Origin of the sequence: Niabella ginsenosidivorans (assembly GCF_001654455.1) — a bacterium.
Classification (GTDB): domain Bacteria; phylum Bacteroidota; class Bacteroidia; order Chitinophagales; family Chitinophagaceae; genus Niabella; species Niabella ginsenosidivorans.
The window spans coordinates 5,192,973-5,205,332 of the sequence record NZ_CP015772.1 but is presented as its reverse complement, the minus strand read 5'-3'; the positions used below and the strand labels follow the sequence as shown (position 1 = coordinate 5,205,332).

14 protein-coding genes are annotated in these 12,360 nt (G+C 43.9%); 12 read left to right on the top strand and 2 right to left on the bottom strand.

Going from position 1 to position 12,360, the window contains the following annotated elements; all coding sequences use genetic code 11:
- Entirely contained in the window at nt 1-720 is a 720-nt protein-coding gene (locus tag A8C56_RS21960) for an RluA family pseudouridine synthase (RefSeq protein WP_067760715.1), read from the top strand.
- Between the two features lie 62 nt (nt 721-782).
- On the opposite strand, the gene A8C56_RS21955 is transcribed toward A8C56_RS21960, so the two are convergent.
- Entirely contained in the window at nt 783-1,577 is a 795-nt protein-coding gene (locus A8C56_RS21955) for a glycosyltransferase family 2 protein (RefSeq protein ID WP_245645647.1), read from the bottom strand.
- 381 nt (nt 1,578-1,958) lie between these two features.
- On the opposite strand from A8C56_RS21955, the gene A8C56_RS21950 reads away from it, so the two are divergent.
- The 6 genes from A8C56_RS21950 to A8C56_RS21920 all read left to right on the top strand — a co-directional run bounded on the left by A8C56_RS21950 (nt 1,959) and on the right by A8C56_RS21920 (nt 6,837).
- Nucleotides 1,959-2,624: an LON peptidase substrate-binding domain-containing protein gene (locus tag A8C56_RS21950; protein WP_245645645.1), complete on the top strand. Its 666-nt coding sequence runs from the start codon at nt 1,959-1,961 to the stop codon at nt 2,622-2,624.
- Between the two features lie 97 nt (nt 2,625-2,721).
- Nucleotides 2,722-3,450 (top strand): type III pantothenate kinase, encoded by a 729-nt coding sequence (locus tag A8C56_RS21945; protein WP_067760710.1) that lies wholly within the window; start codon nt 2,722-2,724, stop codon nt 3,448-3,450.
- The gene (locus A8C56_RS21940; RefSeq protein WP_245645643.1) at nt 3,443-4,822 is read left to right on the top strand and encodes a hypothetical protein; all 1,380 of its coding nucleotides are present in this window, start codon (nt 3,443-3,445) and stop codon (nt 4,820-4,822) included. Before A8C56_RS21945 ends, A8C56_RS21940 begins: the two co-directional genes overlap by 8 nt.
- A gap of 58 nt (nt 4,823-4,880) precedes the next feature.
- Entirely contained in the window at nt 4,881-5,555 is a 675-nt protein-coding gene (gene lptC, locus A8C56_RS21930) for an LPS export ABC transporter periplasmic protein LptC (RefSeq protein ID WP_071609356.1), read from the top strand.
- Nucleotides 5,556-5,582: 27 nt separating this feature from the next.
- A complete protein-coding gene (locus A8C56_RS21925) occupies nt 5,583-6,407 on the top strand; it encodes an SDR family oxidoreductase (RefSeq protein WP_067760706.1) in 825 nt (274 codons plus the stop codon).
- Between the two features lie 148 nt (nt 6,408-6,555).
- A complete protein-coding gene (locus A8C56_RS21920) occupies nt 6,556-6,837 on the top strand; it encodes a hypothetical protein (protein WP_067760705.1) in 282 nt (93 codons plus the stop codon).
- A gap of 62 nt (nt 6,838-6,899) precedes the next feature.
- Here the strand turns inward: A8C56_RS21920 and lptB are convergent, their stop codons facing one another.
- On the bottom strand, nt 6,900-7,724 hold the full coding sequence (lptB, locus tag A8C56_RS21915) for an LPS export ABC transporter ATP-binding protein (protein ID WP_245645641.1): 825 nt from the start codon (nt 7,722-7,724) through the stop codon (nt 6,900-6,902).
- A gap of 130 nt (nt 7,725-7,854) precedes the next feature.
- On the opposite strand from lptB, the gene metF reads away from it, so the two are divergent.
- From metF to A8C56_RS21890, 5 genes are read left to right on the top strand one after another with little or no spacing between them, the layout of a single operon-like run.
- On the top strand, nt 7,855-8,805 hold the full coding sequence (gene metF / locus A8C56_RS21910; RefSeq protein ID WP_067760703.1) for a methylenetetrahydrofolate reductase [NAD(P)H]: 951 nt from the start codon (nt 7,855-7,857) through the stop codon (nt 8,803-8,805).
- Between the two features lie 54 nt (nt 8,806-8,859).
- Nucleotides 8,860-9,162, top strand: a complete 303-nt coding sequence (locus A8C56_RS21905) for a DUF1330 domain-containing protein (protein WP_067760701.1) — start codon at nt 8,860-8,862, stop codon at nt 9,160-9,162.
- A 1-nt stretch (nt 9,163) separates the two neighbouring features.
- On the top strand, nt 9,164-10,597 hold the full coding sequence (rlmD, locus tag A8C56_RS21900; RefSeq protein ID WP_067760700.1) for a 23S rRNA (uracil(1939)-C(5))-methyltransferase RlmD: 1,434 nt from the start codon (nt 9,164-9,166) through the stop codon (nt 10,595-10,597).
- A gap of 41 nt (nt 10,598-10,638) precedes the next feature.
- Complete coding sequence (locus A8C56_RS21895; protein WP_067760699.1) at nt 10,639-11,307, top strand: rhomboid family intramembrane serine protease; 669 nt, start codon at nt 10,639-10,641, stop codon at nt 11,305-11,307.
- 58 nt (nt 11,308-11,365) lie between these two features.
- Nucleotides 11,366-12,304, top strand: coding sequence for a rhomboid family intramembrane serine protease (locus tag A8C56_RS21890; RefSeq protein ID WP_067760698.1), 939 nt, complete (start codon nt 11,366-11,368; stop codon nt 12,302-12,304).
- Nucleotides 12,305-12,360: the final 56 nt, after the last annotated feature.

Below are 12,360 nucleotides of genomic sequence, written 5' to 3'. Positions count from 1 at the left end.
ATGAAGCTGCAGGAGTTGATCCTTTTTGAAAACGATGATCTTATTGCCCTGAACAAACCTTCCGGCCTGCTTTCAATACCGGACAGGGAAGGGAAAGAACCATCCCTAAAATACCTGCTGCTGGAAAAATTCAATGAAATTTTTACGGTGCACCGTCTGGACCGGGAAACAAGCGGTCTGATCATCTTTGCAAAAAATGCAGAAGCGCATAAACATTTCAGCCTGCAATTTGAAGCAAGAAAAACAGTTAAGCTTTATAACGGGCTTGTAATGGGTGCTCCCGTGGAACAGGAAGGAAGCATTGATGCGCCTATTGCGGAAAATACAGTTAAACGCGGCACTATGCTGATCCACAAAAGAGGCAAACAGGCCTTAACGGATTTTAAAGTGCTGAAAAACTTTAAGATCTACAGCTGGATGCAATTCCGGATCCACACAGGGCGTACGCACCAGATCCGCGTACACGCAAAAGCAATAGGGCACCCGCTGGTTTGCGACGCCATCTATGGCGATGGCAGGCCCGTTTTTTTATCGTCCTTTAAAAGCAAATTCAACCTGTCAAAAAACGAACCGGAGGAACGGCCGCTTCTTAACCGCCTGGCACTGCATGCATCCCGGCTAAAGATCAATGACCTACAGGGCAATACAATAGAGCTGACCGCCCCATTGCATAAAGATCTGAAGGCCACCTTACAGCAGTTAGAAAAAAGAAGCCGCTAAAATTTACGGATTTAAAACAGCATCCTGTGAAATTCCATGAACCATCTGCTATGAACTATAGGCTACTTCCTATGAAAAATAGCAACAACCCCTTTATATAAAGACTTGACAGATCGGTACAATTTTTTTTCGGGAACAGCTAATTCACCATCAAATTTCTGACCCCGCCTTAAATAGTATTTTGAAAAAGTACCTGCAGTAAGGCCCCATTTTGAAATAAACGTATAATACCCTCCGTTCTTATTAACTCTCTTAACAGAAACGGAGCCAAAATGATACACCCGGCTCCGGGCAACTCCTTTAAAATAGCGAACGCCCGCTTTCCATAATTTCATTGAAAAGTCAGGATCGCTGTACATACCCGGAGAAAATTCTATGCTATATCCTCCAACAAGAGCCCAAAGGCTCTTATGAACCACATTGGGCGGCCAGGTAGCGCCCTGCCAGTCTTCCTTGGGTAGGCCGGCATATGATTTTAACAGTTTTTCTTCGTTAAAGCTTTTGATATCCTTTCCAAAATCTCCTTTAATGCTGCATCTGCTTTGGGGTACAGGCTCTATTGCTGTAGCTGAGATAAAAAAGAAATGATGACCAATACTATTGATTTCTTCCAGTAAATGTTTATCCCATTCCGGGCACACATACATGTCATCATTCATGTAAAGTATATAATTGGTGGTAGACATCTCAGCCATTATGTTAAGCGCATAACAGATGCCTATATTCTGAGAGGTATGGCTATAGCAGATACTGCTTTGTTCCTGAAGCCATTGGAGCGTGCCATCGCTCCCTTCATTTACATGAACAATGATCTGATGCGCATAGGTCGAATTTTTTCGAATACTTTCAATACACAATTTTAAAAATTCTAAATTATTCCATGAAGGGATTAATATGGAAAAGCATTCGTTTTTTTTATTTTCGCATTGATGATATTTTACATTCAGCCCCTCCGTCATGCAAATAAAGTTTGTAAAAAATTCAAATGATTTTTTTGCAGATTAAAAATTACTGATAACTATTTCAGAATACCTCATAATAGTAAGATGCCATACCCTGCATCACTGAAGGCACAAAATTATTAAAATATACAACAAGTATCTTTGTTAAATAATTGTCACCTATTTGATTATAAATAAACAACAAATAGTGTAAAATACATAAATTTTTGCCGGCATGGCAATATACGGCGGCAGGTATTTCCCTTGGTGTGTAAAATTTTTAATTGTAGGTTTGAGTTGAAAATTTCACATCGTTTTTTAAGTATGACCAATTTTATACCTATATTCCCGTTATCAATTGTTGTTTTCCCTGATGAGCAGGTCAATCTTCACATTTTTGAACCCCGGTATCAACAATTAATTACAGAATCTGTGGCGCTGAAAAAACCATTCGGCATTCCGGTGGTCATGGATAACAGGCTACAGGATTTCGGATTGCTGGTGTATGTGGAAGCAGTTGCCAAAACCTACGAAAACGGGGAAATGGATATTATAACAAGGGGTACTGATCTTTTTAAGATACTCGAGGTAATAAAAGATATTCCGGAAAAATTATATTCCGGTGCTATTGTTAATTATCCGGAAAACAACTTCCAGGGCAATCCCAGGGTAATGAAACAACTGATACAACAAATGCGGCAGTTACATAGCTATTTACAGGTCAAAAAAGATTTTAAAAAAGAAGATGAAGCGCTGAATGCATACGATATCGCACATCATTCCGGGCTGACCCTTTATGAGGAGTATGAACTGCTGCAATTAACGCATGAGCGCCAGCGCCAGGAGTACCTGAAACGCCACTTTGAAAGGACGCTGCCGGTTTTTGAAAAAATGAACCAGTTAAAGGCCAGAATTAATATGAATGGCCATTTTAAGAACCTGAACGGGTTTAATATAAAATAATTCTATAGTATTTGAAAAACAATCCGGCACTGACCCAAGACCGGAAACTTTGGTACACTTCATCTACTCGTTTTAAAAATTAACTTACTTTCACATCATGTCATCCACACTTTGTTTTGATTTTGGCAATACCCGGAAAAAAGTCGCCATCTTTGAAGGAAATGAAATTGTAAAAACGCTGGTGTTACAGGATGACACAAGCGGCACCATCCGGTCATTGATTGACACTTATAAGCCCAAAAAATCCATTCTTTCTTCTGTTATTCATCACAATCCGGAAATAGAAACAATCTTACAGGACCGAACCCGGTTCCATCTGCTTAGCTACCGCTCAAAATTGCCCATAACCACTCCTGTCGGAAAACCGGAAACAATTGGGGCCGATCGTCTGGCAATAGCCGCCGGCGGGGTACACTTTTATCCAGATAAAAACCTGCTGCTCATAGGGTTAGGAACCTGCATCACTACCAATTTCGTTAATAAATACAAAGAACTGATAGGCGGGTCTATTTCACCAGGGCTGGAAATGAGATTACGATCGTTACAATATTATACGGCTCAATTGCCCCTTATAACTCCCCAACCGGATGTTCCCTTAATGGGTTATGACACGGAAACCAATATTTTATCCGGTGTGATTCTGGGAATGGCTTATGAGCTTGACGGCTTTATAGCCGCTTATGAGGAAAAATTTGACAACTTTAACGTGGTATTAACCGGTGGCGATTTGCAACATTTGGCATCACACCTGAAAAGCAGGATATTTGCCGACCCTGAATTAATCTTTAAAGGCCTATATGCTATTAGTGAAGTTAACAATGCTTAGAAAATTGAACGTTGGCCCCGTGAAATATATTGCCCTGGCAATTTGTTTTACAGGTATAAACTTTTTATCCTATTCCCAGGATAATTCTCCCTATTCCAGGTATGCGCTTGGGGATGAAATATCCTCCTCCAGCGCTGCCGGCAGAGGCATGGGAGGTGTTTCTGCTGCCTACAGCAGCCCCGGCACAGTTAACTATGCCAATCCGGCCTCTTATTCTTTCTTTCAATCCATAACAGAAATGGGTACCAAAAAGCAGATACAGGGCCGTGTGGTTTTGGATATCGGTATAGAAGGGCAGGGCCGCACCATTATTGACAATACACAGCAGTCAAGATTTACATCTGCCAACCTGCTGTTCAACCGTGTTTCCGTTGGGCTGCCCCTCCGGCGTAACTGGGGGCTTGCTTTTGGCTTAAGGCCCCTGAACAGGATCAGCTATAATATTCAGCAGTCCGGTAAACTTTACGATGAAAATACCGGGAACTTTATAGATTCCGCAACAACTAATTTCCAGGGATATGGAGGTTTATACCTTGCATCGCTAGGAACAGGCTTTAAATTTAAAGTAGGAAAGGAGCAGTACATTGCGCTGGGGGTAAACGGAGGATATATGTTTGGCTCTCAGGACTTTACTACAACGCGATCCCTTTATAATGACTCTACGTATTATGCAACGGGCACCTGGGAAAGCAAAACCGGGCTGGGCAAGTTATATGCAGATGCCGGTATCCAGTACTATGGCAAGCTAAGCAACCGGTTATACCTGGGCCTGGGAGCCTACGGAAACTGGAAACAGACCATCAATACCTCGGCTGATATTACAACCAGCAGCGTTAATTATACTTCCGCCACACCCGATAGTTCCTATTCCAAAACAAATCAAAAAGGTAATATTGTGTACCCCACTAATGTTACTGCAGGGTTTGTGCTGCAAAAATACCAGACAGCAACGGAAGCCGGCTGGCTGTTCGGAGCAGATTTTACCTCAACCAACTGGCGGGAATTTACCGTTAACGGGATCCCGGATTCAGCAGTTACCAATAACTGGAAGTTAAAAGTGGGCGCAGAGTTTACTCCTGTTGGAAAAAAGAGCTATTTCAGTAATGTTTCTTACCGTCTTGGCTTTTATACCGGACCGGATTATATTAAATTTAATGGTAACCAGTTGCCCACTTATGGCATTACAGCAGGGTTAGGGCTTCCGCTTGCCAATCATAACCAAATGGCAGCAGGCCAGCTCTCTATCATTAACCTGGCATTTGAGTATTTTAAACGCGGCAATAATAAAAACCCGTTGCAGGAAAATGCCTATCGGGTTACGGTTGGTTTCTCCTTAACAGATCTCTGGTTTGGGAAAAGAAGAAGCATGTAACACCTTATAAATTCTTTCTGATTCTTTACCATTATCTTCGCGAAACGAAGAACTGAAGGTGCTCAAAGCCGGTTGCACATATTTTTTTGCAGTAAGCGCTGCGCTTATTCTTTCTTCCTGCGAAAACTCACAGGAAGAGATCAATGCATTGAATAAAAAAGTATCCATGACAGACAGGGCCGTTAAAGTGGAAGGCTATCTTTCCCAGGGCGGTAAAATAAAGGCCCGGCTAACAGCGCCCGTAATGCTCAGAGTTCAGGCAGATACCCTGTATACAGAATTTCCCAAAACCCTTCACGTAGACTTCTATAATGACAGTGCAAAGGTGGACAGCAAGCTGGACAGCAAATATGGGAAATACATGGAATCTTTAAATATGATCTACCTGCGCGACAGTGTGCGGGTCATTTCCATAAAAGGAGATACCCTGTATTGCCAGGATCTCTGGTGGGACCAGAACAAACAACTTTTTTATACCGATAAGCCGGCAAAATACAATTCACAGGCCCAGCATTTACAGGGCGATCAGGGCCTGGAAGCAACTCAGGATCTTAAGAATGTAAAATTCAAAAGCGGGCACGGGCAGGTACAGCCCGGCCAAAATGACCTGCCCGGGCAGGGAGAAGGTACCGGCCAGGCAGACAGTTCCGGTCATAAAGGACCAGCCACTCCAATGACACCACCTGTTAAGGATAGCACCCCAGCCGCACCGGCTCAGCGTCCTGCAAAATAAATGTTGCCGATTTTGTAACTTCCCCTTATGATCTTCAACAACAAAACCGCCGTTATCTCCGGTGCCACCAGGGGCATTGGAAAAGCAATCGCCCTGAAGCTGGCCCGGGAGGGCGCCAATATTGCTATTGCCGCAAAATCAACTGTAGAAACCGAAAAGCTGGGCGGCACTATTTACTCCGCTGCCAAGGAAATAGAAGCCGCGGGGGGAAAGGCGCTCCCCGTGGCCTGTGATGTGCGGGATGAAGAGCAGGTGAAAAATGTTATCGCAGCAACAGCAGAAGCATTCGGTGGAATTGATATCATTGTTAATAATGCATCCGCCATTTCTTTAACAGATACGGCCTCCACACCCCTAAAGCGGTATAACCTGATGCAGGAGGTAAATGTACGGGGCAGCTTTTTGATGGTGCAAGCGGCACTGCCGTATTTAAAAAAATCAGCAACTGCACATATTTTAACGCTATCCCCTCCCATAAACTTAAATGCAAAATGGCTGGGGCCGCATGTGGCCTATACTATTTCAAAATACAATATGAGCCTGCTTACTCTGGGATGGGCTGCAGAATTTAAAGAGGTTCCTATAGCAGCCAATTCCTTATGGCCCAGAACCACTATTGATACAGCCGCGGTCCGCAATCTTTTAGGCGGGCAGGCATTGGCCAACAGAAGCCGTTCACCACAAATTGTTGCAGATGCTGCCTTTTATATTTTACAGAAAGATCCGCGTGCCTGTACCGGAAACTGTTTTACAGATGAAGAAGTGCTCCTGGCAGAAGGAATTACAGATTTCAGTCAGTATGCCATAATGCCCGGTCAGGAACTGTATACCGACCTTTTCCTGGATCAATAGCCGCTTTTGCGTTTTTTTAAGATTCCACCCCGGTTTCTGCAAAAGAAACCGTAAAACCGTACCCGGAATTTCATTCCTGCACAGTGTTTGTACCAACAGGTGCATAGCTATCATTTTAAGGATAAGATCACACTTAAAAAAACTCATTATGGATAAAAGAGAAAAATTAGCGGTAATGGACAAGATTTTAAGGGAGCTGGACGATCTTAAAAACAGCGAAACATCCGTGTTAAAGAAAATTGCACAGATTGAAACAGAAAATATTAACCTGGGTGTAGGGCTGTTGGATAAAACGCTCCCGGATGTTCATGAAAATGTAGACAAGGCTATTGAAGAAATCGACCAGATCATCAGCAAGTTTACAGAACATCGTAACAAATTCTCAAAAGACAATAAGCTGGAAGAGTCCGAAGAAGCGCCTAAAGTATAGTTTTTTAAAGTTCGCAGAGTTGATCTGACATCAAAGCTGCAGCAAGCAATTGCTGCGGCTTTTTAATTTTCAGATTGCAGTCCCAGCTCGGCAATATTCTGCTGGGCTTCTTCGTGCAGGTAATCTTTTCGCTTCAGCTCAAAGTTACGGCCCAGATATAACCGGCGTACCTGCTCATTGGCAGCCAGCTCTTCAGCAGTGCCTTTCTCAAAAATCTTTCCGTCAATCAGCAGGTAAGCACGGTCGCAGATAGACAGGGTTTCATTTACGTTATGGTCTGTAATAAGGATTCCTATATTTTTATACTTTAACCGGGCTACAATGCTCTGAATATCTTCCACTGCAATCGGGTCAATACCCGCAAAAGGCTCATCCAGCAAAATAAATTTGGGGTCCACGGCCAGCGCCCGGGCAATTTCCGTTCTGCGCCGCTCCCCGCCGCTCAATACATCCCCGTTACTTTTGCGTACATGCCCCAGGCGAAATTCAGCCAGCAGGGATTCCAGTTTTTCCTTTTGCTGTTCTTTTGGTAACCGGGTCATTTCCAGCACAGCAGCAATATTGTCTTCCACGCTTAATTTCCTGAAAACCGACGCTTCCTGTGGCAAATAACCAATGCCCATCTGCGCCCGTTTATACATAGGCAGCCTGGTAATATCCTCATCATTCAGAAATACATGCCCTTCATCCGGCTTTATAAGCCCCACCACCTGGTAGAAGGAGGTGGTCTTACCAGCACCATTGGGGCCCAGCAAGCCTACAATCTCTCCCTGGTTCACTTCAAAAGAAACATGGTTTACCACTGTACGCTCGCCATAGCGCTTTACCAGGTCCCGGGTATATATTTTCATCAGCATTACAGCAAAAATAAGAAAGCTTCCATACATTAGGGATCCGTTTTCAGTCTTCCGTCTTCAACGCACAGGATTTTTGCTTTTTTTAACTCAAAAACTGATAGCCGGTATCTGATAACCCACAACTGCAAAAACTCCCCTCTTTCCATTAGTTTTGCAGCCTATGAAGGTGATCGACCATATTAATAATGCAAAAGAGACACTGATCTCTTTTGAAATTCTTCCGCCATTAAAAGGAAAAGGCATACAGGCGTTGTATGATCATCTGGATCCCTTAATGGAGTTCAAGCCTGCTTTTATCAATGTTACTTATCACAGAAGCGAGCACATTTTTAAGAAAAATCCGGATGGCAGCTTTAAAAAAGTAGAAATCCGCAAAAGGCCAGGCACAGAAAGCATCTGCGCTGCTATTATGAACAAGTATAATGTAGACACGGTGCCCCACCTTATCTGCGGTGGCTTCAGTGTTAATGAAACGGAAGATGCCCTTATTAACCTGAACTACCTGGGCATTGACAATGTGCTGGTACTGCGTGGCGACGCGGCTAAAAGTGAAACTGCTTTTATTCCCCAGCCGGACGGGCATAAATATGCTTCCGAACTTTTAAAGCAGGTTGTAAACTTAAATAATGGCATTTACCAGGAAGAAGACCTGAAGAATACGCAAAAAACCAATTTCTGCATAGGTGTTGCGGGTTATCCCGAAAAGCATTTTGAAGCGCCTAATATGGATACCGACCTGGCCTATCTGAAACAAAAAGTGGATGGCGGGGCCGATTATATCGTAACACAGATGTTTTTTGACAATGCCAAATATTATGCATTTGTAGCTGCCTGCCGCAAAGCAGGCATCAATGTGCCCATTATACCCGGATTAAAACCGATCTACTCCCTGAAACAGATGAATGTGCTGCCCAAGACCTTTCATATTGACCTGCCAACAGAGCTTTCAAAAGAAATAATGCAATGCAAAACCAACGAAGCCGTTGAAAAAGTAGGAGAGGAATGGTTATTAATGCAATCAAAGGACTTAAAGAAGAACGGCGTGCAGGTTTTGCACTATTATACGCTGGGAAAGCCACAGATTGTAAGCAACGTAGTAAAGCAGTTGTAGTGCTCTATCCTGGTTTTCAGGAAACAGCAAATACGCATTTATTGAATCGCCCAAATGATATTCATTACACAACTCATTTACATCAAAGAAGGAAGCGAAGCCGTATTTAACTCATTTGAACAACTGGCGCTTCCACTGATAAAAAAATACCGGGGCCGGCTTTTATTCCGCTTACGCCCCGAAAGAGCTGCTTATATTGAGATCAATACGGAACCGCCTTATGAGATCCACCTGGTTTCTTTCGAAACCGAAGGGGATTTCCGGCAATTCCTGAATGATGAGGAACGGAAACAATTTTTATATTTAAAGGAACAATCTATCCGGTCGTCTGTTCTCCTTCAGGGAAAACAATTATAAAATGGCTCGTAAAAAGAGAAAAAATATCGTTCTTGAAAACATCCTTATAGAGGACTATGCCGCTGAAGGGAGATCCATTGCCCATGCAAACGGCAAGGTGATTTTTGTAGAGCAGGCTGTGCCCGGAGATGTGGTTGATATCCGGCTGGGCAAAAACAAAAAAGACTGGGCAGAGGGTGCTCCTGTTATTTTTAAATCCTATTCCAAAGAACGGGTAGATCCGTTTTGCGCACATTTTGGCGTGTGCGGTGGCTGCCAGTGGCAGATGCTGCCCTATGAACAGCAATTACACTACAAGCAACAGCAGGTGAAAGACCAGTTGCAGCGGATAGGAAAGATTCCGCTGCCGGAGATCCGGCCCATATTGGGCGCATCCCAAACAAAATGGTACCGCAATAAGATCGAGTACACTTTTGGAACAGAGCTGTTCCTGCCCAAAGAGCAGTTCAATGCCCTTAAAGAAGCAGGCACCAATCCGCATGAATACGGAAAGCAGGGCGTTGCCGGCTTTCACGCCAGGGGTTTCTGGGATAAGATTGTAGACCTGCAAACCTGCTACCTGCAGGCAGCGCCGACCAATGCCATTCGCCTGGCCGTAAAGGACTTTGCAAAAGCCCATAATTACAGCTTCTATGATCTCCGCCGGCACAGTGGTTTTTTGCGTACAATGCAGATCCGCCTTTGTGAAACCGGTGAACTGATGGTAAACCTGGTAATGGGGGAGGATGACGAAGAAAAAAGAACACCCCTCCTCAATGAACTTGCTGAAAAATTTCCGCAGATCACCACCCTCTTATATACCATTAATACCAAAAGGAATGACAGCCTGCATGATCTGGAGCCTGTTGTCTATAAAGGAAAAGGATACGTGATAGAAAAACTGGAAGAATACCAGTTCAAGATCGGGCCCCAATCGTTCTTCCAGACCAATACCCTGCAGGCTGTGGAGCTATACCGCATTGCAAGGGACTTTGCAGAACTGACCGGCAATGAAACCCTGTATGATCTGTATTGCGGAACCGGAAGCATCGGAATTTTTTGCAGTAAAAAAGCCGCAAAGGTGATTGGAGTGGAGCTGATTGACGCAGCAATTGAAGATGCAAAAGAAAATGCGGCACTGAACGGATTGGAGAAGACCCGTTTTTATGCAGGCGATGTAATTGATATTTGTACAGATAGTTTTTTTGAACAACATGGGCGGCCTGACGTTATAGTCACTGATCCCCCAAGGGCCGGAATGCATGAAAAGCTGGTAAACAAAATTAATGAAATGGCTGCACCTACTGTTGTTTATGTAAGCTGCAACCCGGCTACACAGGCCCGGGACCTGGCACTGCTCAACGGGAAATACGAAGTAACAAAAGTACAGCCGGTGGATATGTTTCCCCATACCCTGCACATCGAAAATGTAGTGCAACTAAAACTCCGTACCTGAGCCAATACCAGGTAAAGAATTATATAAACTTAAAAACATTCATGAATCAATATTATACAAGACCCCCTGAAAAGTTTCCTCCCGCAATACGGGCTTTAATTGCAACCAATGTGGTGGTATGGCTGGCGCAGCTGATCTATGACCGGCGGCTTCCCCGCGTTCCTGTAGGAGATGAAACAGCAGGTTTTCTTACCGCAAAGCTGGCCCTTTACCCCATTGGAGAAGGTTTTCAGCCATATCAGCTGATTACGCATATGTTTGCGCATGCCGCAGAAGGGCCGCAGATGTATTTTCATATTCTCTTTAATATGTTTACTTTGTGGATGTTTGGCCGTATTCTTGAAAATGTTTGGGGCAGCAGGCGGTTTCTTATTTTTTATATGATCTGCGGGCTCGGGGCAGCGGCTTTGCACTTGGTATCCGAGTATTTTTTACCTGGCGGTATTGCGCTTGGTGCTTCCGGGGCCGTATTTGGTGTTTTGGTGGCTTTTGCAATGACCTTTCCCAATACAGAGCTTTATATTATGTTCATTCCCATTCCTATAAAGGCTAAATGGGCCATTACCGGGCTGATTGCATTAGACCTTTTCTTTGGCCTTTACCAGGCCTCGGGAGACGGTATCGCGCATTATGCGCATCTGGGCGGTGCCATAACCGGTTTTATCCTTCTGAAAATCTGGAATAAAACAAACAGGAAAACTTTATATTAGAGTTTATATTGCAGAAACAATTCAACTTTTGACCTTTTAATTTTGTTGGTAGTTAGTTATGGGTATTTCTGACAGAAATTATGATAGCAGGTTGTCTTTTGGAACCCGTGTGAACCCGCTGGTGATACTGATAGCAATGAGTATGATCACTTTTGTAGTGCTTGCTTTTTTTAAGGCACTCACCTACCTGCGGTTCCCGGAAGGCGGGGCGGTAATGGGCTATTTTGATGATCATATTCTCAGTACCATAGCCTTATCGCCCAAACTGGGAACTGCCCTTTCAAAAATCTGGACCTTTCTGACCTACTCTTTTGTACAGATAAACGTTTGGGAACTGATCGCCAACATGCTTTGGCTCTGGTGCTTTGGGTACATCTTTATTGATATTACCGGCAACAGAAAGCTGGTTCCGTTATTCTTATATGCAACCGTTCTTTCCGGCCTTGTATATGTACTGGTTTCCAAAACAATGCACCCGGAAACCCATGCACTGCCTTATTTCTGCGGTTCAGGCGCCTGTATATTGGCCATTGCGGTGGCTGCTACAACCATAGCGCCCAATTATAAACTGTTTCCCTTCCTAAATGGTGGCGTGTCCCTTTGGATCATCACCCTTATTTATGCCGTAATTGATTTTGCAACTACCCCTGCCGGGGTACCGGCGCTTTATTTTTCGCAGATCACGGCAGCGCTCACAGGGTTTCTCTTTATCTTCCTGTTGAGAAAGGGATATGACGGAAGTGAGTGGATGAACAACCTGTATGATTGGTTTATCAACCTGTTTAATCCCGAAAAGCACCTGGCACGAAAAAGGATAAAAGACACTTATTTCTATAAGGCAAGCGGAAGCCCCTTTGCCAAAAGAGCCAAATTAACCCAGCAACGCCTGGACGCGATCCTGGACAAAATGAATCAGGGTGGTGGTTATGAAACACTTACGCAGGAGGAAAAGGACCTGCTGAACCGCGCCAGCCAGGAGGATTTTAAAGGCAACTAAGTCATTTTCCGGCACGTCTTTACATTACTTTATTTATACTTAGCTATCTTTCATGC

Excerpts from the sequence above, each read along its gene's own strand:
- A8C56_RS21960 (WP_067760715.1), top strand. The coding sequence starts at position 1 with ATGAAGCTGCAGGAGTTGATCCTTTTTGAAAACGATGATCTTATTGCC.
- A8C56_RS21945 (WP_067760710.1), top strand. The coding sequence starts at position 2,722 with ATGTCATCCACACTTTGTTTTGATTTTGGCAATACCCGGAAAAAAGTC.
- A8C56_RS21940 (WP_245645643.1), top strand. The coding sequence starts at position 3,443 with ATGCTTAGAAAATTGAACGTTGGCCCCGTGAAATATATTGCCCTGGCA.
- A8C56_RS21925 (WP_067760706.1), top strand. The coding sequence starts at position 5,583 with ATGATCTTCAACAACAAAACCGCCGTTATCTCCGGTGCCACCAGGGGC.
- A8C56_RS21920 (WP_067760705.1), top strand. The coding sequence starts at position 6,556 with ATGGATAAAAGAGAAAAATTAGCGGTAATGGACAAGATTTTAAGGGAG.
- lptB (WP_245645641.1), bottom strand. The coding sequence starts at position 7,724 with ATGTATGGAAGCTTTCTTATTTTTGCTGTAATGCTGATGAAAATATAT.
- metF (WP_067760703.1), top strand. The coding sequence starts at position 7,855 with ATGAAGGTGATCGACCATATTAATAATGCAAAAGAGACACTGATCTCT.
- A8C56_RS21905 (WP_067760701.1), top strand. The coding sequence starts at position 8,860 with ATGATATTCATTACACAACTCATTTACATCAAAGAAGGAAGCGAAGCC.
- rlmD (WP_067760700.1), top strand. The coding sequence starts at position 9,164 with ATGGCTCGTAAAAAGAGAAAAAATATCGTTCTTGAAAACATCCTTATA.
- A8C56_RS21895 (WP_067760699.1), top strand. The coding sequence starts at position 10,639 with ATGAATCAATATTATACAAGACCCCCTGAAAAGTTTCCTCCCGCAATA.
- A8C56_RS21890 (WP_067760698.1), top strand. The coding sequence starts at position 11,366 with ATGGGTATTTCTGACAGAAATTATGATAGCAGGTTGTCTTTTGGAACC.